Here is a 25,613-nt window from a genome sequence, read left to right as displayed (position 1 = left end):
GTGGCGTTATCCCTTCACGGCGCCTGCGGTGAGGCCGCTGACGGCGCGGCGCTGCAGGAAGACGAAGAGGATCAGGATCGGCACGGCGAACAGGGAGGAGGCGGCCATGGTCGCGCCCCAGTCGTCGCCGAACTGGGTCTGGAAGCTGGACAGCCACAGCGGCAGGGTCTGCGCGCCGCCGGACTCCTTGCTGAGCACCAGGACGAGGGGGAACTCGTTCCAGGCGGTGATGAAGCCGAACATGGACGTGGACATCAGGCCGGGCGCGAGCAGCGGCAGGATGACCCGGCGGAACGCCTGGGCGCGGGTGCAGCCGTCGACCATCGCCGACTCCTCCAGTTCCTTCGGCACGGCGGCGACGAAGCCGCGCAGCGTCAGGATGGTGAAGGGCAGGATCATCATCATGTAGAACGCGGTCAGCGGCACCAGGCTGTTCAGCATGGAGGCGTCGCGCACGATCATGTAGATCGCGATGACCATGACCTCCCAGGGCGCCATCTGGGCCAGCATGAAGGCGATGACGAAGCCGCGCCGCCCCTTGAACCGCATCCGGGCCAGGGCGAACGAGCCGGCCAGCGCGATGATCAGGGAGAAGAGGACGGCCAGGCAGGTGACGGTGAGCGAGTTGCGGACGAACGTCCAGAAGTGCTCGGCGTCCGTCGCGGTCCCGAAGTGCTCGAACGTGATGTCCGTGGGGAACCACACCGGGTCCTCCGCGATGATGTCGCCGGTCGGCTTCAGCGCCGTGGCGAACATCCAGTACACGGGGAAGACGCAGGCGGCGAAGACGACGAGGGCGGTGGCGTTGGGCCAGACACGGCCGAAGAGCGAGCGCTTCACAGCTCGTCCTCCTCTTGCTTGAGCACGATCCTGAGGTAGTACGCGGTCAGGCCGAGCATGATCAGGATGGTCAGCACCGCGATCGCCGCGCCCATGCCGTAGTGCTGGTTGCCGACGCCCTCGATGTAGGCGTAGACGGGCAGGATCTCGGTGAGCCGGTCGGGGCCGCCGCCGTTGAAGGTGAAGACCTGGACGAACGCCTTGAAGATCCAGATGATCTCCAGGAACGTCGTGGCGTAGAGGAACGGCCGCAGGAACGGCAGGGTGACGGTGGTGAAGCCGCGCCAGGCGCCGGCGCCGTCGAGCGCGGCCGCCTCGTACAGCTCGCCGGGGATGGTGGTGGTCGCCGCGTAGAGGTTGATCGCGACGAACGGCACGGACATCCAGACGATGAGCAGGGTGACGACGAAGAACGTCGACATCTGGCTGCTGGTCCAGCTGTGGTCGGCCATGGAGTGCCAGCCGAGCTTGTCGAGGACCCAGTTGACGACGCCGAAGCGCTGCGCGAACAGCCACTGGTAGACGGTGGTGGCGGCGACCACGGGCATCGCCCAGGCCAGCACCAGGCCGATCATCAGGGTGAGCCGCATCCGCTTGCCGAGGCGGGCGAGCAGCAGACCGACGAGGGCGCCCAGCAGCATGGTGAGGGCGACGTTGACGGCCGTGAACAGGATGGAGCGGAGGGTGACCCGCCAGAAGTCCTCCCCGGTGAGGACCTCCTTGTAGTTGTCGATGCCGTTCCACTCGGTGACGTGCTGGATCAGCTGCGCCATGTTGAGGTTCTGGAACGACAGCAGCAGGTCCTTCAGCAGCGGCCAGCCGAGCAGCAGCACGGTGGCCGCGCAGGCGGGCAGCAGCAGGAGGTACGGGGCGAGCGCGCCGGCCCGCGACGCGGCTCTGGGTCGGGGCCCGGCGGGTGCGGGGTCGTCCGACTTGCGGACGTCCGCCGGTCCGGAGGGCGGCCGTTCGGTCTGCACGGTCATGCTCGCGATCTCTCTTCTCGGCGTGCTCAACGCGGGGCGGGGACCGTCCCGTCGGCCGGTCCCCGCTCCGGTCGGAGCGCGTGCGCTGTTACTGCTGCTGCGCCAGGCGCTTGTTGAACTCGCCCTCGACCTGCTTCGCGGCGGCGGCCGGGGACTTGCCGTTCAGGACGGCGGTCAGGTAGGTCTTGATCGGGTTGGGGTCGTTCTCGACGGCGGCCCACTCGGGGATGAGCGGGGTGGTGCCGCCGACGGCGGCGGCCGGTGCGGCGGCCTCGGCGGGCGCGTTGCCCTTGAGGTTGCTCTGCAGCGACTCCTTGTTGGGGATGACGCCGTTGAGCTTGGCAAGCCGGCCTTCGTACTTGTCGGAGAGGGCGAGCTTCAGGAACTCCTTGGCGAGCTCCTGCTTCTGGCTGCCCGCGGCGACGGCGAGGTTGGAGCCGCCGAGGAAGACGCCCTCGGGCTTGTCGGCGGTGGCGCCGGGGATGGTGAAGTAGCCGATCTGCTTCTCGATGGCCGGGTTGGCCTCGATGGCGATGCCGGCCTCCCAGCCCATGCCGATGAAGGCGCCGACGTTGCCCTTGGCGAAGACCTCGCCCTGCTGCGGGGTGGCCTCGTCCTTGTCCTTGGGGGCCTTGGACAGGGCCTGGAACTTCTTGTAGGTCTCGGCGGCCGCGGCGACCTTCGGGTCGTCGAGGTTGGAGACGTACGTGTCGCCGTCCTTCTTGACCAGCTCGCCGCCCTCGCCGATGACCAGGCCGACGAAGTGGTACCAGTTCTGGCCGGGGAGGTAGATCGGCTCGGCGTCGGTCTTCTCACCGATGGTCTTGAGCGCGGTGTAGAACTCGTCGCGGGTCTTGGGGGTGTCCTTGAGGCCGGCGTCGGCCCAGACCTTCTTGTTGTAGAGGACGACGCGGTTGGCGAAGTACCAGGGGGCGGCGTACTGCTTGCCCTCGTAGACGGAGGACTCGTTGAGGGACTCGGTCCAGTCGGCGCCGATCTCCTCCTTGAGGTCCGCGAGGTCGGCGAGGCCGCCGGTCTTGGCGTAGGCGGGGGTCTGGGTGTTGCCGATCTCGAAGACGTCCGGGGGGTTCTCCTCGGACAGGGCGGTGGTCAGCTTCTGCTGGATGCCGTTCCACTGCTGGACCTCGAACGTGACCTTCGCCTTGGTCTTCTTCTCGAACTCGGCGGCGAGGTCCTTCTGCCACTGGTCCGGTGAGGAGCCGTCCATGACCCAGACGGTGAGCGTCTGCCCGGCGTAGCCGTCCGCGCCGGCCTTCTCGCCGCTGTCACCGCCGTCGTCGCCACCGCACGCAGCGACCGAGAACAACATGCCCGCGACCCCGATCGCGGCTATCAGCTTGCGCTTCACGCGCCACCCCTCCTCAGGAATGCCTTGCACACCCACGCCCTCGCGGTGACCCTGACATCGGCGCAACAGCTCGGCGGGCTGGGACCCGGCTTCCGCTAAATGGTTTAGACCAGCAAGGGGAGCTTGGCCTAGACCTATGGTCGTGTCAAGGGTTGTCCGACTCACGGCTGGGTAACGGCAACGCCCCGTGCGCGGGGCGGAGATGTCCACCCAAAGGGGGACGGGACACAGGGTTGGACTAGACCAAAGCGAGAGCGCGCCGTTATAACGGGACCGCCGAGCGTGCGGCGCCGATCACCCGGCGGTCCGCCGACGTGCACCGCGGCCGGCCCCCGCCGTCCGCGCGCCGGACACCGCAGCCGGAAGGCAGGACATGAGCACGGACGTCAGCAGCGCCGCCCAGCCCGGCACGGAGGCGCCGGGCCGCCGGGAGCGGGTGCCGAAGTACTACCGCATCAAGCAGCGGCTGCTGCAGATGACCGACGAGCGCCCGCCGGGCTCCCCCATGCCGGCCGAGCGGCTGCTCGCCGTCGAGTTCGCCACGTCCCGCACGACGGTCCGCAAGGCGCTGCTGGAGCTGGTGAGCGAGGGGCGGCTGGACCGGATCCAGGGCAAGGGCACGTTCGTGGCCCGTCCGAAGGTGTACCGGACGCTCCAGCTCACCTCGTACACCGAGGACATGAGGGCGCAGGGCCTCAACCCCGCCTCCCAGGTGCTCGACATCGGCTACGTCACGGCCGACGAGGCGCTGGCGGCGCTGCTGGAGGTGGAGCCGGAGGACAGGGTGCTGCGCATCGAGCGGCTGCGGCTGGCGGGCGGCGAGCCGATGGCGATCGAGGCGACCCATCTCTCCGCCCGCCGCTTCCCCGGCCTGCGCCGCAACCTGACCCGCTACACCTCCCTCTACACCACGCTCGCCGAGGTGTACGGGGTGCGCCCTGCGGAGGCCGACGAGACCATCGAGACCTCCCCCGCGACCCCGCGCGAGGCGGGACTGCTCGGCACGGACGTGGGCCTGCCGATGCTGCTGCTGTCCCGCCACTCACGGGACGAGAACGGGACGCCGGTCGAGTGGGTGCGGTCGGTGTACCGGGGGTCCCGCTACAAGTTCACGGCCGTGCTGACGCGTCCGGCGCCGTGACATCGGTGTCGGTGGCCGCCAGCACGGCGACGCGGGTACGGGAGGGGTCGAGTACGGCGAGGCCCAGGTCGGCGGTGTCGTGGTGGAACCACGGGGTGGAGGCGACGAAGCGCACCCAGCGGTGATCGGCGGTTCGGCGCACCGCCTCCAGGAAGGGCACGTGGACGGGGAGGCCCATCAGGGCGTACAGGGCGTCCCAGGCGAACAGGCGGGCGTAGGCGCCGCCTTGCCCCTGCCCACCGACTCCGCCGTAATAGGCGGCGGAGAAGAGTTCGTCGAGCACGTCGTCGGGTGTCGTCACACAGGCAACGCGCGTCCCGTCTCCCCGCAGACAGTCCACAGAAAGCCGCTCGAGGAAGGACATGCCGAAGTCGCCGGGGTCGAGCGGCGCGGGCAGCGCGAAGAACCGCACCTCGGGGGTGCGGGCCCACCCGCCCGCGGTGAACGGCCGTGCGGCCGCCCGGACCCGGGTGTCGTCGGGTACGCCGACGGCCGACCGCCCGGCGGCCGCACCCGTGTCGCTCGGCGGGACCTCCGGGAACCGGGACCGAAGCTGCTGCGAGGTCTTGACCGACCCGAGCCCACGCACTCTCACCATGAACCGGTGCTCGATGTCGAGCCGGTTCTGGGGCAGCCGGGCCAGCGGGTGTTCCAGTTCGCGCAGCCTCTCCGCGTACATACGCAGTCGGCCTCGACCGGGGCCCGCCCCGGTCAGCGCGCCGAGCAGCGCGAGTTCCCCGAGGAGACAGGCCCGCGTCTCGACCTGAGGACTGTGGAGTCCTTCCGGTAGCTGCTCGAACAAGGGCTCGAGGTTGCGCAGAGGCTGAGCTTTGGCCAGCCTCGCGGCCACCGCACGCCGTATCCGATCCGTTTCCCCGTGAGCCGCGGCCTCCAAGGGCAGCAGACGGCCTGCGATGTCCGCGGCCTGTGCGGCACCGTCCCGTGAGCGCGTGTCGGCGAGCGCCTCGGCGATCCGCCCAAGGGTCCGCGCCACCGGGCCCGCTGCGGACCTCTCGCCGGTCGCCCCACCGCACAGCCTCTCGGCCGCTGCGAACAGCTCCTCCGGCCGCTGCCCTGCCAGGCGCGCCAACTCCTCCGGGCTCGCAGCTTCCCATCGCCGCCGCTCGGAGGCGTCGTCACCAGGTGTCTCTCGGTCGTGGCTCACCACACGAGTCTATGAGGGGAGAATCAAGTAACTTTGCCCAGGCACACGTTCCACGGGTGAAGCGTCGCAACGGGGGAAATCATGGGCCACCGGCCGAGTGATTGGCATGTTCTCGACCTGGACAAGGACCCGACGCCCGGTGACCCGGAGCGGGTGCGCCAGCTCGCGCGATTCCTGCACGACTTCGCCGACGACGTCTCCGACGCGTTGCGTCTGGTCAAGGGGATGGCCGGTGAGGGGACGCTGGCGGAGTGGGCGGGGAAGTCGGCGAAGGTGTTCAAGGAGGAGTTCTCCGGCGTTCCCAAGAACTTGAGGAAGTTGGAGAAGTCGTACGCGATGTGCGGGGACGCGCTCGCGGACTACTGGCCGAAGCTGGAGCGGGCGCAGGCGCTGGCGGACAAGGCGTTGGCGAAGGCGCGTGAGGCGCAGGCTGATCTGTCGTCGGCGAAGTCGAAGCTGGCGTCGGCGGAGTCGTGGGTGGGGCGGGCGACGAAGGAGGCCGACAAGTACAAGGACGACCCGACGGGGTCGAAGTCGGACGCGGACAAGCCGGACGAGGCGAAGGTGCGGGCCGCGACCCGTGATGTACGCAGTGCGAAGTCGGCGCAGGAGAAGGCGCAGTCGGACGTCACGTCCGCGCAGAGCGCGCTGGACGCGGCGAAGAAGATGGCCGCGGACGCGCGGAAGATGCGCGAGGAGGCGGCGCGGGACGCGAAGTCGAAGATCGACGAGGCCTCCGACGCGGGGATCCAGAACCGGTCCTGGTGGGAGGAGATCGGCGACTGGTTCACCGACAACTGGGACACCATCGTCGCCGCCTGCAAGATCGTGGTGGCGGTCGTCGGCATCGTCGCGATGATCATCGGCGGTCCGATCCTCGGCGCGATCGTCCTCATCGCCGCGCTCGTCGTCCTCGCCGACACGCTCTACAAATACAGCAAAGGCCAGGCGTCCCTATGGGACGTCGGACTGGCCGCGCTGGACTGCATACCGGGCGGCAAGGGGATCACCACCCTCGGCAAGCTCGCCGTAGGCGTGAAGGCCCTCGGCAAGGGCGGTCTCAAGGCCATGGCGAAAGGGCTCGGCCGAGGGCTGCGGAAGGGTGCGGACGACGCCGTCGGCAAGAGCAAGCCCGCCAAGGGACGCTGCAAGAACGGCGATCCCGTCGACATGGTCTCCGGTGAGATGCTCGTGGAGGAGACCGACGTCAGCCTTCCCGGGCTCCTCCCCCTCGTACTGCGGCGCACGCATCTGTCGACGTACCGCTGGGGCCGGTGGTTCGGTCCGTCCTGGGCATCGACGCTCGACGAGCGTCTCGAACTGGACGAGAAGGGAGCCGTCTTCGCGTCCGAGGACGGCATGATCCTCGTGTACCCCGTGCCCGCACCCGGCAGTTCGGTCATGCCTCTCGAAGGACCGCGCTGGCCCCTGGACTGGGACGGGGCCCCCGGCGCACCCATTCGCATCACCGATCCCGCATCGGGGCGCACCCGTCACTTCGCTCCGCCCGCCGCGCCCGTCGCCGCGCAGGAAGCGTTCACCCTTCCGCTGGCCGCGGTGACCGGCCGCGGCGGGCGGCGCATCGACTTCGACCGGGACGAACGCGGCGCTCCCACCGCCGTCCGTGACTCCGGCGGACGCCACCTGCACATCGACACCGAGGGCGACCGGATCGTCGGACTGCGGCTGCGCACCGAGGCGGAGGAGCCCGGAGGAACCACGCTGCTGCGTTACGCGTACAGCGCCGAAGGACATCTCACCGAGATCTACAACTCCAGTGGACTGCCACTCACGTTCACCTACGACGTGCAAGGACGCATCACGTCCTGGACGGACCGTAACGGATCCTGGTACCGCTTCACCTACGACGATCAGGACCGGTGCGTCCGAGGTGACGGCGTCGACGGAATCCTTTCCTGCGCGATCGCCTACGACCCTGACGCCCGCGAAACGCGCTACACGGACTCCCTGGGTCACACCACGGTGTACCGGTACAACGATCGCCGGCAGGTGGTCGCCCAGACCGACCCGCTCGGCAACACCACGCATGCCGAGTGGGACGCGTACAACCGGCTGCTCTCGCGGACCGACCCGCTGGGCCGTACATCCCGTTTCACCTACGACGAGCGCGGCAACCTCACCTCTGTGGTCCGGCCCGACGGTACGACGACGACCTGTGAGTACGACGACTCCGACCGCCCTCTGTGGATCACTCTGCCGACCGGCGCCAGACGTGGATTCGCCTACGACGAGCACGGCCACCCGACAGCGACGGTCGACGTCGACGGTGCCGTCACCTCCTACACCCATGACGCCTCCGGTGCGCTCCTGTCAGTGACCAACGCCCTGGGCGCGGCCCACCGCGTCGAGCCCGGACCGCTGGGCCTTCCCGACGCCGTCACGGCTCCACTGGGCGGGACCAACCGGGTCACCCGTGACGCCTTCGGGCGCATCGTCGAATCCGTCGACGTCACCGGTGGAACCACTCGCACCACCTGGACAGTGGAAGGGCTGCCGGCCGAGCGGGTCATGGCCGACGGCAGTAGCGAGAGCTGGTCCTACGACGGAGAAGGCAACGTCGTCCGCCACACCGGCACCGACGGACGGAGCACCACTCACACCATCACCCGCTTCGACCAGTTGCGGGCACGTACGGAGGCGGACGGCTCGACGACGTGGTTCGCGTACGACACGGAGCTGCGGCTCACCTCCGTGACGAGCGCCTCGGGTGCCGTATGGACCTACGAGTACGACCCCGCGGGCCGTCTCGTGAGCGAGACGGACTTCAACGGACGCACCGTCTCCTACGCCTATGACGCGGCGGGCCGCCTGGTCCGGCGCACCAACGGCGCGGGGCAGATCACCACGTACGTACGGGATGCGTGCGGACGGGTCGTGGAACGGCGTTCCAGCGAGCAAGTCGCCACCTTCGCCTACGACGCCACCGGCCAGCTGGTCACGGCGGTCACGCCCGACACCGTTCTCACACTCACACGCGATGCGGCGGGGCGTGTCGTCTCGGAGGAGTGTGACGGGCGCGCGCTGCACACCGCGTACGACGTTCTCGGCAGGCGGGTGGAGCGGAGGACTCCGTCGGGTGTCGTCAGTCGGTGGGAATGGGACGCGAACAACCGCCCCCTCCGGGTACGGCTGGCCGGGAACTCCCTGTCCTTCGGCTACGGGGCATCAGGACACGAGACCGAGCGAAGGCTCGGCGAGGCGGCGGTGCTCACCCAGGAGTGGGACGCCGGCCACCGCCTCACCGGCCAGACGGTGCTGATGGAAGCCGCCTCAGGCTCGGACACCTTGGACGGGGTGTTGCTCCACCGCTCCTACACGTACGGAGACGACGGCAGTCTGACGGCCGTCGGGGACCAGACCCATGGCGTCCGCAGGTTCACCCGTGACCGCCTCGGCCGGGTCGAGGCGGTCACCGCAGACGGCTGGTCCGAGCGTTACGCCTATGACGCGGCGGGCAACGTCAGCCGCGCCGACACGCCGGAAGGCGGCCCGCAAGGGAAGCGGATCCACGACGGGACCCTCATCCGCAGGGCCGGCCACGTCACCTACGTCCACGACCCGCAGGGGCGCCTCGTCCGGCAGACACGCAAGCTGCTGTCCGGAGGGACGAGGGAATGGACCTACACGTGGGACGCCGAGGACCGGCTCACTCAGGTCACGACCCCGGACGGTTGCCGCTGGGCATATGTGTACGACGGCCTCGGCCGACGTGTCGCCAAGCGCCGCCTGTCCGACGACGGACGGGTCGCAGAGGAAACCGTCTTCACCTGGGACGGTTCCCACCTGGTGGAACAGAGCGACTGTGCCGACGGCCCCACCAGGAGCTGGGAATGGGCTCCCGGCACCAACCGCGCGCTGGCGCAACTGGACCAGGACGAGGTCGACCGCCGCTTCTACGCCATCGTCACCGATGTGGTGGGCACCCCCACGGAACTGGTCGACGACGAGGGCCGGATCGCCTGGCGGGCGCGCACCACTCTGTGGGGCGCGCCCCTGGCCCGTACCTCGGACCCCGTCGACTGCCCTCTCCGCTTCCCGGGGCAGTACCTCGACCGCGAGACAGGCCTCCATTACAACTTCCGCCGCTACTACGACCCCGCCAACGCCCGCTACATCAGTCCGGATCCACTGGGCCTCTCCCCAGCGCCGAACCACCACGGGTACGTCCCCGACCCGCTTCGGTGGACCGATCCGTGGGGGCTGGTCAACTGCGAGAGCAGCAGGCACGGCATCACGGAGCAACGCGAGGCCCACATCGAGGGCCAGCACGGACCTGGTGCCCAGGACCGAGTGCGGGAGAACGCCGACCCGACCGGGCCGGAGCCCTCACTGCCTGGTGAGTTCTACGAGGACTTCTTCTGGGACGGCGACGACTTCGTCCTGGGCCGAAGGCTGCGGGAAGGCGTCGACGGAACCCCGGCGATCCCCAACCCCCGCGCCCGGGCGGGCCAGGACAGTCATCTGCACCGCTTCGACTACGGAGAGCCGGTAGGTGTGAACGGCAGCGGTCGAGAGACCAGTGTCGTCGAAGTCGTCATCCGTGACGGCCACATCCACACGGCGTACCCAGTCTGAGAGGGCGGTCGGGCCCTGGGCGTGGACACCGGGCTCGGCCGCCGACAGCCGTCAGGACTTCCCCGCCTGCCCTGCGGAACGGTCGCTTCAGCGGTTGGATCTCGGACATCCGTGGAACACACACGAAATCGTTCGACGGGGAGCCGTGGGTGCGATTCCGGTCCCGGGACCGGGCATCGTGAGGCGCTCGGAGCGCGGCGGGGGCGGTGAGCCCATGTGTACGTCATGTGTGCCCGGACCTCGGCCGTCGCCGGGTCGGCGGGGGCGCGGGGCGGACCGCGAGGCGGTGTCGGCGCGGGGCGTAAGTGTCATCAGGCTTTCGTACGACGGGAGTTGAGACGCCGGTGCGAGAGCTACGCGGACGGGTTCCGGACGGCGCATTCGGCCACGCCCCCTGAACACAATTTCCTCACACCCTCTCTTCTTACCGGCCCCGATGGTCTAGATTGACCCTGCTTCGGCTGTTCGGGCACGAGGCGACCGATTAAATGATCTTTAAGTCCGGCGCCGGGGGGAGGGGTTCGTCCACGGCGCCAGGCGTGGGGGTGATCACACCGCTGAGTCCCGGGGGGGCTCGGGTGCGGGGGCGCGCCCGAGGGGCCGGTCAGGTCCGCTCGGCTCCATGTGCCGGCGCGGCCGTGTGCCGCTGCCGCCGCGACAGGTTGTTCACGTTGTTCTTTGTCCGTCCGTAGCCGGCGTGCCGGCGCGGGAGGCGGGGGCCTCCCGTGGCGAGGAACAGCGCGGTCGGGGGTGGGGTCCCCCGGCAGAGACAGTGTCAGGCGCACACGTCGCATCACTGGGGACCTGGGGGGTTCTGTGCGGCAAGGGGGATTGGTCAGCCCGTTCCCGTCGGAGCGGGATCATCTGGCGGACGGGACGTACCACCGGGGGCCGGCCGACTGGGAGCACCGGTACCGCCGTACCGTGATCACGAGCGACACGGTGGCGACCGCCGTCGTGGTCGCGGGGATCGGCAACTTCTTCGGCGTCCGGGACGCCGCCGACTGGCACGAGAAGTGGGGCATCCTCGCCTTCGGCACCTGGTTACTGGTGCTCGGCGCGCTGGCGGTGAGCCGGTCGTGGGCGCCGACCGTGCTGGGCCAGGGCGCCGAGGAGTTCCGGCGGCTGGGCCGCTCGCTGTTCATGGCGACCGTCGTGCTCGCGCTCGGCGGGATCGCCCTGACCTCACGCAACATCAAACTCTGGATCTTCGTCGCGGTCCCCGCGATCGCGCTCGTCACCATGACGATGCGCTACCTGCTGCGCCTGTGGCTGCACCGGCAGCGCAAGGAGGGCCGCTGCCTGCGGCCCGTGCTCGCCGCCGGGAGCCCGGACACGGTGCGCGACCTGATCGCCCGCACCCGCAAGTACCCGCACCTGGGCTGGCGCGTGGACGCCGTGTGCACCACCGACGGTCCGGGACTCGACGGCGGCCGGCTGGACGGGGTGCCGGTGGTGGGCCGGCTGGCGGACGTCGCCGACCACGTCCGCCGCGACGGCTACCGCGTGGTCGCCGTCACCCCCGACCCGCACTGGTCGCCGGACCGGCTGCAGCGGCTGTCGTGGAACCTGGAGGGCTCCGACGCCGAGATGGTCGTCGCCCCGGTGCTGATGGAGGTGGCGGGGCCGCGGCTGCACGTCGACGCGGTCCTCGGCATACCGTTGCTGCGGGTCAGCATGCCGGCCTTCACCGGCGGCCGCCGCGCGGTCAAGGGCGTCGTCGACCGGCTCGGCGCGACGGTCCTGCTGGTGGTGTTCGCGCCGCTGATGCTGCTGGTCGCGCTGCTCGTGGCGACGGACAGCCGGGGCGGGGTGTTCTACCGGCAGCGCAGAGTCGGCAAGGACGGCCTCGAGTTCACCATCCTGAAGTTCCGCACCATGGTTCCCGACGCGGACCGCGCCCGCGCCGCGCTCACCGGCCTCAACGAGGGTGCCGGACCGCTGTTCAAGATGCGCCGCGACCCGCGGGTGACCCGGATCGGGGCGGTGCTGCGCCGCTACTCGCTGGACGAGCTGCCGCAGCTGTTCAACGTGCTCACCGGGTCGATGTCGCTGGTCGGTCCACGACCGCCGCTGCCGGAGGAGTGCGCCTCCTACGGCCCGGACATCCGGCGCCGGCTCAAGGTCAAGCCGGGGCTCACCGGACTGTGGCAGATCAGCGGACGCAGCGACCTGTCGTGGGAGGAGGCGGTCCGCCTGGACCTGCGGTACGTGGAGGACTGGTCCCTCGCCCTGGACACGGTGATCTTGTGGAAGACGCTGCGCGCCGTGATCCAGGGACAGGGGGCCTACTGATGCGCCGCGCCCGTGGGGCGGCCGGTGTGCGGACCGCAGGCCGACGGGGCCTGCCCGGGGGGAGGAACGGGTCATGAGAGTCAGCGTGTTCGGGCTCGGCTACGTGGGCTGCGTGTCGGCCGCGTGCCTGGCCGCCATGGGTCACGAGGTCGTCGGGGTGGACGTCAACCCGGTGAAGGTGGACCTGGTCAACGACGGCAAGGCGCCCGTCGTCGAGGAGCGGATCGGCGAGCTGATCGCCGAGGTCGTGGGCAGCGGGGCGCTGCGCGCGACCACCGACGTGCGCGAGGCGATCGAGGGCAGCGAGGTGTCCCTGGTCTGCGTGGGCACCCCGTCGGAGCCCAACGGCAGCCTGTGCACCACCTACTTGGAGCGGGTCACCGAGGAGATCGGCGCGGCGCTGGCCGAGCGGGGCGGGCGGCACACGGTGGTGTTCCGCTCCACGATGCTGCCGGGCACCTGCCTGGGCCTGCTGGTGCCGATCCTGGAGAAGCACGTCGGCGGCACCGCCGGCGTCGACATCGGTGTGGCGGTCAACCCGGAGTTCCTGCGCGAGGGCACCAGCGTGCGGGACTTCTTCGACCCGCCGAAGACCGTCATCGGCGAACTCGACACGGCGAGCGGCGACGTCGTCGCGGCGCTGTACGCGGACCTGCCCGGCGAGGTGTTCCGGGTGCCGGTGCCCACGGCCGAGGCGATCAAGTACGCGGACAACGCCTTCCACGGGCTGAAGATCGGCTTCGCCAACGAGCTGGGCGCGGTGTGCCGGGCGCTCGGGGTGGACTCGCACCAGGTGATGGACGTGTTCCTCGCCGACCGCAAGCTCAACATCAGCCCCGCCTATCTGCGTCCGGGCTTCGCCTTCGGCGGCTCCTGCCTGCCGAAGGACCTGCGCAGCCTGGTGCACGCGGCGCACCGGGCCGACGTGTCGGTGCCGATCCTCGCCCACGTCCTGCCGTCCAACGAGGAGCACCTGCAGCGGGCGGTGGAGCTGGTCGAGCGCACCGGGAGGCGCAAGGTCGGCCTGTTCGGGCTGTCGTTCAAGCCCGGCACCGACGACCTGCGCGAGAGCCCGCTGGTGGAACTGGCGGAGCGGCTCTTCGGCAAGGGGTACGACCTGCGGATCCACGACGCCAACGTCAGCCTGTCCCGGCTGCTCGGCGCCAACCGCGAGTACATCGAGACCCGGCTGCCGCACCTCGCGCAACTGCTCGCCGACTCCGTCGAGGACGTGCTGGACCACGCCGAGGTCGTCCTGGTGGGGACGAAGGACCCGGCCGTGCTGTCGGCGCTGCCGCACGGCGACGCCCCCGTGATCGTCGACCTCGTCCGCCTCCCCGACGCCGAGGCGCGCCGGGCCGAACCCGGGTACGTGGGCCTTGCTTGGTGAGCCGAAGGGCGCGCGGGGCCGCCGCGCGCTGATCCTGGTGGAGAACCTGTCGGTGCCGTTCGACCGGCGGGTGTGGCAGGAGTGCCGGACGCTCCGCGACGCGGGCTGGGAGGTCGACGTCATCTGCCCGCGGGGCGCCAAGCGGGACACCGAGCCGGAGGCCGTGATCGACGGGGTGCGGATCCACCGCTACCCGCTGCGCGCGGCCACCGGAGGACCGGCCGGCTACCTGAAGGAGTACGGCGCCGCGCTGTGGCACACGGCGCGGCTGGCCCGCAAGGTCGGCCCGGTCGACGTGGTGCACGCCTGCAACCCTCCGGACCTGCTGTTCCTGCCCGCGCTGCGGCTGAAGCGGCAGGGCGCGAGGTTCGTCTTCGACCAGCACGACCTGGTGCCGGAGCTGTACCTGTCCCGGTTCGGCCGGGGCAAGGACCTGCTCTACCGGGGCGTGTGCGCGCTGGAGCGGATGACGTACCGGGCGGCGGACGTGGTGCTCGCCACCAACGAGAGCTACAAGGACGTCGCCGTGCGCCGCGGCGGGCGGCGGCCCGAGGACGTGTTCGTGGTGCGCAGCGCGCCGGACACCGAGCGGTTCCACCCGGTGGAGCCGGAGCCGGAGCTGAGGCGCGGCAAGCCCCATCTGCTGTGCTACCTGGGCGTGATGGGCCCGCAGGACGGTGTCGACTACGCGCTGCGGGCGCTGGCGAAGCTCCGTGACGAGCAGGGCCGCACCGACTGGCACGCGGTGTTCGTCGGCGGGGGCGACACCTTCGACGCGATGGTGGCGCTGTCCCGGGAGCTGGGGCTCGCGGACCAGGTGGAGTTCACGGGACGGGTGCCGGACGCCGACCTGGTGCGCTACCTGTCCTCCGCGGACGTGTGCCTCTCCCCCGACCCGTGCAACCCGCTCAACGACGTGTCGACCATGAACAAGGTCCTGGAGTACATGGTGATGGGCCGGCCGATCGTCTCCTTCGACCTGAAGGAGGCGCGGGTCTCCGCCGGCGAGGCCGCCGTGTACGCGAAGGGCGACGACGAGGGCGAGTTCGCCGCGCTCATCGCCCGGCTGCTGGACGACCCCGAACAGCGCTCCCGCATGGGGAAGTCCGGGCAGGAACGGATCAACGGCCCGCTGGCCTGGCGCAACTCGCAGGCGGCGCTGCTGGCCGCCTACGAGGCCGCCGTCGCGGGCGGCACGGACGCGGGGGCGGCCCGGAACGGGCGGGAAAGAGGCACGTCCTTTGAACGATGACGCGATACGCCTGGTCACCATCGGGCGGATGCTCCGCAGGCGCGGCAGGCTGCTGACGGTCCTCGCCGTGCTGGGGGCGCTGACCGGGTTCGGCGCCTCCCTGGTGTTCCCGCCGCGCTACACCACCTCGGCGTCGGTGCTGCTGCCGGGCGCCTGGGAGGAGCGCGTGCTGCTGACCCAGGCGGAGATCGCCACCAGCACGGTGGTGACCGACCGCACGGCCGCCGAGCTCGGCTGGGGCGGGGTGGACGGCGAGGAACTGCGCGAGCGGGTGCGCGCCGAGGTCACCGACGGCAACATCATCGAGATCTCCGGCACCGCCGAGAGCCCCGCGAAGGCGCAGCGGCTCGCCGACGAACTGGCGCGGCAGTTCGTGGCGTTCTCCGCGCGGATCGTCGACGACACCGCCGACCCGACGGCGGCGGCCGGCCCCGACCGGCTGCGGCAGATGGTGCTCACCACCAGCCGCCGCATCACCGAGCTGGCCGACGCCGCCGACCCCGGCCGGACCGTGGAGAGCGTGCAGACCCGCACCGAGCTGGCGAAGCTGCGCACCGCGCTGCAGGAGGCGGTCGGGAAGCTGAGCCAGGCCGACTCGAACGCGGCCGGCTCCCGGCTGGTCGTGATGGGTCCGGCGGCCAGGCCGTCCGGTGAGGCCCCGCCGACGCGGGTGCAGCTGATCGCCGCCGGGGCGGTGCTGTTCTTCCTGCTGGCGGTCGTCGGGCATCTCGCCGCGGCCCGGGGGAACCGCCGGCCGCGCTCCGAGCGGGAGATCGCCGCCGCGCTCGGGTCCGGGCTGCTGGGCGGCGTCGACGTCGCCGCCCGGCGGGGCGGGCACCGGCCGGAGGGCGGCGGTGCCCGGCACCGGGTCCGCCGGCTGCTGGGCCTGGACACGCCGTGGAACGCACCGGCCCCGCCGGCTGCCGGGGACGAGGCGAGCCTGGGAATCCGGTACCGGCGGGTGTGCGGCCGGATCCGCGACCTGGTGCCGGGCGCGCGGCGTCTGCTGCTCGTCGTGGCCGACGACGACTCCGTCGCCCTGCGGGCCGCCGAGCGGCTGGCGGACGAGGCCGGGGGCGACCCGCTGCTGCGGGTGACGGTGGTCTCCGCCGAGGCGCCGCTGGTGCCGGACCGTGCGGAGGAGTCGGGCGTCCTGGTCGTGCTGAGCGCGGGCACCCGCACCGCCGCCGAGCTGGCCGGCGTCGCCGAGGCGTGCGCGGACGCGGGCCACGACGTCGTCGGCATCGTCCTGGCCGACGCGGTCCGGACCCGTCCGGCACGGTCCGCCGGCCCGCCGCGGGAGGCCGCCGCACCGGCGCTCGCCCTCGGCGACGGCGCCCGGGGAGGTGCGCGATGACGAGTGCCACGGCCGAGCCGACGGCCGCCGCTCCCCTGCTGGATCTGCAGGCCCTGACGGTGTCGGTGCGCAGACGCCGCCGCCTGTGGGGCTCCCTGGCGCTGCTGGGGCTGCTGATCGGGGTGGCGGTGGCGGTGCTGCTGCCCCCGCCGCCGACCGCCGTGACCAAGGTGCTGGTCGCCCACCAGGACGACCAGCCGAACGACCCCGGCACGCTGATCCGCACCGACGTGGCGCTGCTGCACACCACACGGATCGCCGACGCGGCCCTGACGTCCCTCGGCTCCTCGGTGAGCGCCGAAAACTTCATGGAGGACTACGAGGGCGCCGGCCTGACCAACAACCTGCTGGAGATCAAGGCCACGGGCGGGACCGGCGAGGAGGCGGTGGCCCGCGCCGGCGCGGTGGCCGAGGCGTTCGTCGCGGACCATGTGCGGCGGATCAAGCAGGCCGCGGCCGCCGACGCCTCGACCCTGCTCGCGCAGCGCGACCGCATGCAGAAGGAACTCGACGAGGTGAACGAGGCGATCGGCGACGGGCCGCCGGAGGGCAGCCCGGAGGAGTCGGCGAACCTGGAGACGCTGTTCGCCCGCCGCGCCGAACTCAGCTCCCGCATCAGCGACTTCTCGCAGCGGGCGGCGGAGGCCCGGGTGGGCACGCCCCGGCTGGTCGCCGGCACGCAGATCGTCGACGCCCCGCGCCTCCTGAAGCACTCGCTGCCGCCGGCCGTCGCCGCCAACGGCGGCATCGGGCTGGTCCTCGGCCTGGTGCTCGGCCTGGTGGTCGCCGCGGTCGCCTCGGTGGTGGGCGACCGCCCGGTGCTGCGCCGGGACGTCGCGCGCCATCTGGGCGCCTCGGTCACCGCCGAGCTGTCCGGTTCCGCGCTGCGGCCGGGCCTGCTGGGGCGGCGCCGGCGCAGGCGTGCGGCGCGGACCCGGCTCGCCTCGTCGCTGGCCCGTACGGTGCGCGCGTCCGCGGAGCCGCTGGCGCTGCTGGAGCTGGGCTGTCCGCGCGGCGCGGGCGTGATCGCCCTGGACCTGGCGCGGACGCTGGCGGCGGACGAGCCGGTGGCCGTGGTCGACGCCCTGCCCCGGCACGGTCTCGCCGGGCGCCGCGCCAAGCAGGGCGACCCGGAGGTGGTCGGGGTGGAGCGGGCCGCGGCCCTGCCGTCCGACCGGCGCCGGATCGGCGTGGCCTCGGTGGCGCCCGGCGCGGCCTGGTCCGACCTCCCCGGCCTGGCCGGCCGGGCCGTGCTGGTGGTGGCGGCCGGGCACGGCACCACCGCGTGGCTGCACACGGTGGCGCGGCAGCTCGCGGACCGGCGGGTGGAGGTGGCCGGCGTGGTGCTGGTCGACCCGGATCCGCGGGACCGGACGGACGGGACGCTGTGGGACGGGCCGTTCCCGGTGCCGCGCGTCCGTGAGGGGCGGCCGGCCCGGCAGCACGGCGGGAGCCCCACCGTCCAGGCCGTGGGCGAGGGTCCGCGGCGCACGGAAAGGCTGCCGATGTGGGCGGCGCGGGTCCCGGACAGCGACCAGGAGGCGCGGTAGCTCATGTGCGGCATCGCAGGCACGTACCGGTGGCCGGACGGCAAGGCGGTCACCGACCGGCTCACCGAGACCCTCGCCCACCGCGGCCCGGACGGGTCCGGCACCTACGCCCACGCCCTGGGCGACGGCGAGGTGCACCTCGGGCACCGCAGGCTGGCCATCCTCGACCTGTCCGGCACCGGCGCCCAGCCGATGGTGTCGGAGGGGCTGGCCCTGACGTACAACGGCGAGCTGTACAACGCGCCGGAGCTGCGGGCCGAGCTGGCGGGCGCCGGGGTGCGGTTCCGGGGCACCTCGGACACCGAGGTGCTGCTGGAGGCGTGGCGGCGCTGGGGCACGGACTGTCTGCCCCGGCTGCGCGGCATGTTCGCGTTCGCCGTGTTCGACGAGCGCACCGGTGAGCTGGTGCTGGTCCGCGACCAGCTCGGCATCAAGCCGCTGTTCCTGCTGCGGCGCGGCGAGGGGCTGGTGTTCGCCTCGGAGCTGAAGGCGCTGGCGGCGGTGACGGGCGGGTCGCTGGAGGTGGATCCGGCGGCGCTGGTGGCCTCGCTGCTGTACTACTGGGTGCCGGACTCGCGGTGCGCGTTCCGCGGGGCGGAGAAGCTGCCGCCGGGGACCTGGCTGCGGTGCCGCCCGGACGGTTCGGTGCAGCGGGGCCGGTTCTGGGATCTGCGGGAGGTCGCCGCCGAGGGGCAGGAGCGGGCCCGGTCCGGGGACGTGCCAGACCTGGCGGCCGTGGTGGAGGAGTCGACGCGGCTCCATCTGCTGTCCGACGTGCCGGTGGCGACGTTCCTGTCGGGCGGTCTCGACTCCAGCTATCTGACCGCGCTGGCGGCGCGCGACCGGCCCGGCATCCCCGCGTACACGATCGGGTTCCGGGCGGAGGACGCGCGGTTCGAGGCGATGCCGGACGACCTGCGCTACGCCCGCCGGGTGGCCGAGCGGTTCGGGGTGGACCTGCGGGAGATCGAGATCGCCCCGGACGTGCAGGACCTGCTGCCGCGGATGACGTACCACCTGGACGAGCCGGTCGGCGACCCCGCCGCGATCAACACCTTCCTCATCTGCGCGGCCGCCCGGGAGGCCGGGGTGAAGGTGATGCTGTCGGGGATGGGCGCCGACGAGCTGTTCGCCGGGTACCGCAAGCACCTGGCGAACCTGATCGCGGTGCGCTACCGGCGGGTGCCGGGGCCGGTGCGGCGCGGGGTCGCCGGGGCCGTGGACCGGCTGCCGGTCGCCACCCGCCGCCGCGGACTGCGGTCGGTGCGGTTCGCCAAACGGTTCCTGTCCTTCGCGGGCCTGCCGGAGGAGACCGCGTTCCGCCGCAGCTACACCCTGTACGACCGCGAGGAGCTGATCGGGCTGCTCGACCCGGACCTGGCCCCGGCGGTGGACGACGTGCTGACCGAGCACGCGGACGTCTACCGGGACAACGCCCTCGACGACTTCGTGAACCGCATGTGCCTGGCGGACGCCCGGATGTTCCTGCCGGGTCTCAACCTCGCCTACACCGACCGGTCGAGCATGGCCGCGTCGACCGAGGTGCGGGTGCCGTACGTGGACGTCGAGGTGGTCAGGGCGGCGTTCGCGGTCCCCGGCGCGCGCAAGATCGCCGGGCGGCAGGGCAAGGCGGTGCTCAAGGAGGCGGCCACGACGGTGCTGCCCCGGGAGATCGTGTACCGGCCCAAGGGCCTGTTCAGCGCCCCGCTGCGGGCCTGGATGAGCCGGGACCTCGCGCCGCTGGTGCGGGAGGTGGTGCACGACGGCCTGCTGGTCCGTTCCGGCTTCCTGCGCCGGGAGGCGCTGGCGCGCATGGTCGCCGAGGACGCCGCCGGGCAGCGGGACTTCTCCAAGCACCTCTGGCATGTGCTGACCCTCGAGCACTGGTACCGCGACGCGACCTCCAGGGCCGGCCACGACTCCCCCACCTCGACGGCGTAGAGACAAGAGGAACTCCGTGAAGCAGGTAGTGCAGAACTACAAGAGCGGTGAGCTGGCGCTGCTCGACGTGCCAGTGCCGGGCTGCAAGCCGGGCGGGGTGCTGGTGCGCAGCGCCTTCTCGCTGATCTCCACCGGCACCGAGCTGATGAAGGTGTCCGAGGCCGGCATGTCGATGCTGGGCAAGGCGCGGTCGCGGCCGGACCAGGTGGCGAAGGTCGTGCAGAGCGTCGCCGCCAACGGGGTGCCCGCCACGTACCGCAAGGTGATGGGCAAGCTCGACTCGTACACGCCGCTGGGCTATTCGCTGTGCGGGGTGGTGGAGCAGGTCGGCGCCGGGATCGACGACGTGAAGGTGGGCGACCTGGTGGCGTGCGCGGGCAACGAGCACGCGCTGCACGCCGAGCTGAACTGGGTGCCGAAGAACCTCTACGTCCCGGTCCCGGACGGGGTCGCGCCCCGGCACGCGGCCTTCGGCACGGTCGGGTCGATCGCGCTGCAAGGCGTGCGCCAGGGCGAGTCGCGGCTCGGCGAGGCGGCCCTCGTCATCGGTCTCGGGCTGATCGGGCAGCTGGTGGTGCAGCTGCTGAACGCCTCCGGGGTGCGGGTGGTCGGCGTGGACCCCGACCCGGCGCGCTGCGAGCTGGCCGAACGGCTGGGCGCGGCGGCCTGCGGGGACCCGGGCTCCGCGAGCGTGGAGAGCGCGGTCGCCGAACTCACCGGCGGCATGGGCGTGGACCAGGTGTATCTGGCGGCCGGCGGGAGCAGCAACCAGCCGGTGGAGCTGGCCGCGCGGCTGTGCCGGGACCGCGGCCGGGTGATCGACATCGGCAAGTGCCGGCTCGACCTGCCGTGGAACGCGTACTACGAGAAGGAACTCGACGTCCGCTTCTCCCGCAGCTACGGGCCCGGACGCTACGACCCCGAGTACGAACTCCAGGGCCGGGACTACCCGATCGGCTACGTCCGCTGGACCGAGCGCCGCAATCTGGCGTGCTTCCTCGACCTGGTCGCCCGGGGCCGTGTCGACGTGGAGCCGCTGGTGTCGCACGTCGCCGGCTTCGAGGACGCCGTGGAGACGTACCGGCGGCTCGAGGAGGGCGAACTCAAGGCGGTGGCGGTGCTGTTCCGGTACGCGTCGGCGCGCGAGGCGCCCGTCGTCGAGGCACCGGAGGTGACGGTGCCCGACGTGCGGCGGCGTCCCGGCCGGTCGGCGCCGTCGCGGCGGTCCGGCCCGGTGCGGCTGGCGTTCGTCGGCGCGGGGAACTACGCCTCGTCGATGCTGCTGCCGCATCTGACGGGCCGCGACGGCGTGGAGCTGTCCACGGTCGTCACCACCACGGCGCTGTCCGCGGCCAACGCCCGGCGGAAGTTCGGCTTCGGCAGGGCCACCACCGACCTGGACGGGGTGCTCGGCGACCCGGCCGTGGACGCGGTGTTCGTGGTGACCCGGCACAGCTCGCACGCCGAGCTGACCCGGCGGGCGCTGCTGGCGGGCAAGGCGGTGTTCGTGGAGAAGCCGCTGGCGCTCACCGAGGAGGAGCTGGCGGGGGTGCTGGCGGCGGTGGAGGAATCGGGCAACGACCGGATCCAGGTGGGCTTCAACCGCCGGTTCGCCCCGCTGCTGCGGGAGGCCCGGGAGCGGTTCGGCGTCCGCACCGGTCCGGCGAGCCTGCGCTACCTGGTCAACGCGGGCCGTCTCGATCACGGCAGCTGGTACCTGCGGCAGGACACCGAGGGGTCGCGGTTCGCCGGGGAGGGCGGGCACTTCGTCGACACCGCGAGCTGGCTGCTGGACGCCGACCCGGTGTCGGTGTACGCGGCCGCCCCGGCCGGCAACGAGGACCTGCAGATCGTGCTGGGCTACCCGGACGGGTCCACGGCGACGATCAGCTACGTCACCTCCGGTCCTTCGACCTTCCCGAAGGAGACGCTGGACCTCGTCGCGGACGGCAAGGTGCTGCGGCTGGACGACTTCACGCGGGCCGCCGTGTACGACGGCCGGCGCCGGCAGTGGGTCGGCTCGCGGCTGCCGAAGACGCGCGACAAGGGGCAGAACGCGGAGCTGGCGGCGTTCGTGAAGGCCGTGCGGACCGGCGGGCCGATGCCGGTGCCGCTGGAGTCGCTGGCGGCGACGACGACGGCCACGCTCGCCGTGCGCACGGCGCTGGCGAGCGGTGTCCCGGTCACCCTGGCGGGGGCGCGATGAGCATGGGCGCGGGGTGGTACCTGCGGCGGCTGTCCCGGATGGGGCCGCGGGAGGCCGGCGGCCGGGCGGCCGACGCGGTGCGCCGGCGGCGCTGGCGGTCGGCGCTGCCCGGGCGGCCGCCGGTGACGGGCGTCCGGTTCACGGCCGTGCTGCCCGGGGGCGCGCTCGCCAGGGTGGACCCGGACGCGGTGAAGCGCCTGGTCGCCGAGGCGGACCGGCTGATGGCGGGGCGGGCCGAGTTCTTCGGGGTGGTCCGCGACGACATGGCGGACCCGGACTGGCAGTTGGACCCGGGGACCGGGCGCCGCGCCCCGCTGGACCACGCCTTCGACGTGCCGTACCGCGACGAGGAGGCGGTCGGCGACATCAAGCAGATCTGGGAGCCGTCCCGGCACCAGTACCTGACCGTGCTGGCCGCCGCGTACGCGCTGACCGGGAACGACCGGTACGCGGAGCGCGTGGCCGCGCATCTGCGGTCGTGGTGGGAGGCCAACCCGCCGCTGCGGGGCGCGCACTGGGTCAGCGGCATCGAGCTGGGCATCCGGCTGCTGTCGTGGGTGTGGATCCGCCGCCTGCTCGACGGCTGGGCGGGCGCGCCCGCGCTGTTCGAGGAGAACCCGGTGGCGCTGGACCAGATCTGGCACCACCAGCGCTGGCTGGCCGCGTTCCCCAGCCGGGGGTCGTCGGCGAACAACCACGCGGTCGCCGAGGCCGCCGGGCAGCTCGCCGCGTCCTGCGCGTTCGGCTGGTTCCCGTACTCGCCGCGCCTGCGGGCGGACGCGCTGCGCGACCTGGACCGGCATCTGCGCGCCAACACCTTCCTGTCGGGGATCAACCGGGAGCTGGCGAGCGAGTACCACGGGCTGGTGCTGGAGCTGGGGCTGGCCGCGCTGGCCGAGGCGGACGCGGCGGGCGTGGCGGTGCCCGCGACGACGCGGCTGGTGCTGCTGCGGATGACGGACGCGCTCGCGGCCGTCGTCGACAACCGGCTGCGCCCGCCCCGTCAGGGGGACGCGGACGACGGGCACGGGCTGGTGCTGGACGGCCCGGACACCGACCGCTGGGGGTCGCTGCTGGCCACCGGGGAGGCGGTGTTCGGCCGGCTCGGCTGGTGGCCCGAGGTGCCCGGCGCCGACGTCCGCACCCCGCTGCTGGCCTCGCTGGTCGAGCCGTACGGCAGGGGCGTGGCGCGTCCGGAGAGCCGGCCCGCGCACTTCGCGGACGCGGGGCTCACCGTGCTGCGGGGGCCCGGGGAGATCTGGTGCCGCTGCGACGGCGGTCCACACGGCTTCCTGTCGATCGCCGCGCACGCCCACGCGGACGCGCTGTCCGTGGAGGTGCGGCACGACGGGGTCGACGTGCTGGCCGACCCGGGCACGTACTGCTACCACGGCCGGCCCGAGTGGCGGAGCTACTTCCGGTCCACGCTCGGGCACAACACGCTCGAGGCGGGCGGCCGGGACCAGTCCGTGTCGGGCGGCCCCTTCCTGTGGACGCGGCACGCCGGGACCCGGGTGCTGACGGTGGACGCCGACGGGGAGGAGACGGCGCGCTGGTGCGCCGAGCACGACGGCTACCGCCCGCTGGTCCACCGGCGGCAGGTCGAACTCGCCCACGAGCGCCGTGAGGTGCGGGTGACCGACACGGTGAGCGGCGACCGCCGGGAGGTGCGTCTGGCGTTCCACCTCGGCCCCTCGGTGACGGCGGAGCTGGAGGGGAGCCGGGCGCGGCTCACCTGGACGCGGGACGGCGAGGACCGCTCGGCGGTGCTCGACCTGCCGGCCGGGCTCACCTGGCGGGCCCACCGGGGCGAGAGCGGACCGCCGCTGGGCTGGTACTCCCCCGGGTTCGGGCGCAAGGTGCCGAGCACCACGCTGGTCGGCAGCGGATCCGTCGACGGGACGGCCGGGTTCACCACCGTCCTCCGGTTCGACGGCTAGGGGGCTGCGATGGGTCCGCGTGGAGGAGGCGTGCGCCGGTGGCGGCGCTGGGCGTCGGCGGCCGGGCTGGCGCTGGTCCTGGTGGCGACCGCCGGCTGCGAGAGCGAGCCCGAGCCTGCGAACAAGCCGGACGGGCGGTCGCGGGCGGACGCCCGCACACAGCCGGAGGACACCGGCGGGGCGCCGCGGCCGGTGGCCCGGGTGTGCGAGAAGCCGAAGCCCGGCCCGTCCGAGACGCCGTCCGGCGCGGTGACCGTGGACCCCTCGGTGCCCGGCGACCTCTCCGCGAAGACCGACGCCTCCCCCGCCGGCACCACGTTCTGGCTGAAGCCCGGCAGGCACCGGCTGGCCGGCGACCGGTACGCGCAGGTGGAGCCCAAGGACGGCAACACCTACATCGGCGCGCCCGGCGCGGTGCTCGACGGCCTCAGGACGAACCAGTACGCCTTCGGCGGCGGCGCGCGCGACGTGGCCGTCCGGCATCTGACCGTGCAGGGGTTCGTCGCGCCGCACGACGAGGGCGTCGTCAACCATGACTCGGCCGACGGCTGGGTGATCGAGCACTCCCGGATCCAGTTCAACTCCGGCGCCGGGCTGATGGCCGGCTCCCGCCAGCAGGTGCGGGCGAGCTGCCTGCGCGGCAACGGCCAGTACGGCATGAACGCCTACAAGGGGTCGGGCCCGCTGCGCGACCTGGTGCTGGAGGGCAACGAGATCACCGACAACAACCGGCACGACTGGGAGCGCAGGCGGCCCGGCTGCGGCTGCACCGGCGGCGTCAAGTTCTGGGCCGTCGACGGCGCGGACGTGCGCGGCAACTGGGTGCACGACAACCGCGGCACCGGCCTGTGGGCGGACACCAACAACAACGACTTCCTGATCGAGGGCAACGTCCTGGAGGACAACCACGGGGCCGCCCTGATGTACGAGACCAGCTACAACGCGGTGATCAGGAACAACACGATCCGGCGGAACAACTGGCTGGAGGGGAAGCGGTACGCCGAGCGCGGCGACACCTTCCCGTTCGCCACCGTCTACATCTCGGAGTCCGGCGGCGAGCCCCGGGTGAAGGCCCGCACCGACACGCTGGAGATCTCCGGCAACCTCTTCGAGGACAACTGGAACGCGATCACCCTGTGGGAGAACGCCGACCGGTTCTGCAACAGCCCCGCCAACACCTCCTCGGCCGACTGCACGCTGCTCGTCGAGGACATCGACCGCTGCGCCCGGCCCGGCATCACCAAGGCGCCGCTGTACACGGACTGCCGGTGGCGGACCCAGCGGGTGGACGTCCACCACAACCGGTTCCTGCTGGACCCGTCCGCGATGGACTGCGCGTCGATGTGCGGCCGTATGGCGGTCCTCGCCAACTACGGCACCTATCCGGACTGGTCGCCGTACATGGGCGAGAAGGTCGCCGACGCCGTCACGCTGAAGCAGCACAACCGCTGGCGCAGCAACGTCTACGAGGGGCCGTGGACGTTCGTCGCGCACGACCCGAGCGGGGAGCTGGACTTCCAGGAGTGGCAGGGCGCGCCGTACCGGCAGGACGCGGGCAGCACCTTCCGCGCCGGGGACGGTGGTTGAC

15 protein-coding genes are annotated in these 25,613 nt (G+C 72.2%); 11 read left to right on the top strand and 4 right to left on the bottom strand.

All coding sequences use genetic code 11. The features are described from left to right. Positions 1–6: 6 nt before the first annotated feature. From ACP7TJ_RS25535 to ACP7TJ_RS25525, 3 genes are all read right to left on the bottom strand, one after another. Positions 7–840, bottom strand: coding sequence for a carbohydrate ABC transporter permease (locus tag ACP7TJ_RS25535; protein WP_093766356.1), 834 nt, complete (start codon positions 838–840; stop codon positions 7–9). After that, positions 837–1,823 carry a carbohydrate ABC transporter permease gene (locus ACP7TJ_RS25530; protein WP_266401636.1) on the bottom strand — a complete coding sequence of 329 codons (987 nt, stop codon included), beginning with the start codon at positions 1,821–1,823 and terminating at the stop codon, positions 837–839. The genes ACP7TJ_RS25535 and ACP7TJ_RS25530 overlap by 4 nt, the downstream gene beginning before the upstream one ends. Before the next feature lie 88 nt (positions 1,824–1,911). Next, the gene (locus tag ACP7TJ_RS25525) at positions 1,912–3,192 is read right to left on the bottom strand and encodes an extracellular solute-binding protein (protein ID WP_427765615.1); all 1,281 of its coding nucleotides are present in this window, start codon (positions 3,190–3,192) and stop codon (positions 1,912–1,914) included. 373 nt (positions 3,193–3,565) lie between these two features. Between ACP7TJ_RS25525 and ACP7TJ_RS25520 the strand changes: the two genes are divergently transcribed. Next, the gene (locus tag ACP7TJ_RS25520; protein ID WP_427765612.1) at positions 3,566–4,333 is read left to right on the top strand and encodes a GntR family transcriptional regulator; all 768 of its coding nucleotides are present in this window, start codon (positions 3,566–3,568) and stop codon (positions 4,331–4,333) included. Here ACP7TJ_RS25520 and ACP7TJ_RS25515 read toward each other — a convergent pair. Next, positions 4,302–5,498 (bottom strand): DUF6183 family protein, encoded by a 1,197-nt coding sequence (locus tag ACP7TJ_RS25515; RefSeq protein ID WP_427765609.1) that lies wholly within the window; start codon positions 5,496–5,498, stop codon positions 4,302–4,304. The two genes, ACP7TJ_RS25520 and ACP7TJ_RS25515, sit on opposite strands and share 32 nt — an antisense overlap. Positions 5,499–5,579: 81 nt before the next feature. Here ACP7TJ_RS25515 and ACP7TJ_RS25510 point away from each other — a divergent pair, with 81 nt between their 5' ends. From ACP7TJ_RS25510 to ACP7TJ_RS25465, 10 genes are all read left to right on the top strand, one after another. Then, positions 5,580–10,094: a DUF6531 domain-containing protein gene (locus tag ACP7TJ_RS25510; protein ID WP_427765606.1), complete on the top strand. Its 4,515-nt coding sequence runs from the start codon at positions 5,580–5,582 to the stop codon at positions 10,092–10,094. Positions 10,095–10,910: 816 nt separating this feature from the next. Continuing rightward, positions 10,911–12,389: a sugar transferase gene (locus ACP7TJ_RS25505; RefSeq protein WP_167743731.1), complete on the top strand. Its 1,479-nt coding sequence runs from the start codon at positions 10,911–10,913 to the stop codon at positions 12,387–12,389. Between the two features lie 73 nt (positions 12,390–12,462). Continuing rightward, on the top strand, positions 12,463–13,779 hold the full coding sequence (locus ACP7TJ_RS25500) for a nucleotide sugar dehydrogenase (protein WP_167743730.1): 1,317 nt from the start codon (positions 12,463–12,465) through the stop codon (positions 13,777–13,779). Continuing rightward, positions 13,769–15,031: a glycosyltransferase family 4 protein gene (locus ACP7TJ_RS25495; RefSeq protein ID WP_167743729.1), complete on the top strand. Its 1,263-nt coding sequence runs from the start codon at positions 13,769–13,771 to the stop codon at positions 15,029–15,031. The genes ACP7TJ_RS25500 and ACP7TJ_RS25495 overlap by 11 nt, the downstream gene beginning before the upstream one ends. After that, on the top strand, positions 15,021–16,388 hold the full coding sequence (locus ACP7TJ_RS25490; protein ID WP_387581337.1) for a polysaccharide biosynthesis protein: 1,368 nt from the start codon (positions 15,021–15,023) through the stop codon (positions 16,386–16,388). Before ACP7TJ_RS25495 ends, ACP7TJ_RS25490 begins: the two co-directional genes overlap by 11 nt. Next, the gene (locus ACP7TJ_RS25485) at positions 16,385–17,938 is read left to right on the top strand and encodes a Wzz/FepE/Etk N-terminal domain-containing protein (protein ID WP_427765601.1); all 1,554 of its coding nucleotides are present in this window, start codon (positions 16,385–16,387) and stop codon (positions 17,936–17,938) included. Before ACP7TJ_RS25490 ends, ACP7TJ_RS25485 begins: the two co-directional genes overlap by 4 nt. A gap of 3 nt (positions 17,939–17,941) precedes the next feature. Next, complete coding sequence (asnB, locus tag ACP7TJ_RS25480) at positions 17,942–19,879, top strand: asparagine synthase (glutamine-hydrolyzing) (protein ID WP_376724064.1); 1,938 nt, start codon at positions 17,942–17,944, stop codon at positions 19,877–19,879. A gap of 16 nt (positions 19,880–19,895) precedes the next feature. Then, entirely contained in the window at positions 19,896–22,085 is a 2,190-nt protein-coding gene (locus ACP7TJ_RS25475) for a bi-domain-containing oxidoreductase (RefSeq protein ID WP_403431802.1), read from the top strand. Further along, on the top strand, positions 22,082–24,025 hold the full coding sequence (locus ACP7TJ_RS25470) for an alginate lyase family protein (RefSeq protein ID WP_427765597.1): 1,944 nt from the start codon (positions 22,082–22,084) through the stop codon (positions 24,023–24,025). The genes ACP7TJ_RS25475 and ACP7TJ_RS25470 overlap by 4 nt, the downstream gene beginning before the upstream one ends. A gap of 9 nt (positions 24,026–24,034) precedes the next feature. Continuing rightward, entirely contained in the window at positions 24,035–25,612 is a 1,578-nt protein-coding gene (locus tag ACP7TJ_RS25465; protein ID WP_427765594.1) for a right-handed parallel beta-helix repeat-containing protein, read from the top strand. Position 25,613: the final 1 nt, after the last annotated feature.

The organism is Streptomyces sp. DSM 41931 (assembly GCF_050271085.1).
GTDB lineage: Bacteria > Actinomycetota > Actinomycetes > Streptomycetales > Streptomycetaceae > Streptomyces > Streptomyces albogriseolus.
This window is presented reverse-complemented; position numbering and strand designations above follow the sequence as displayed.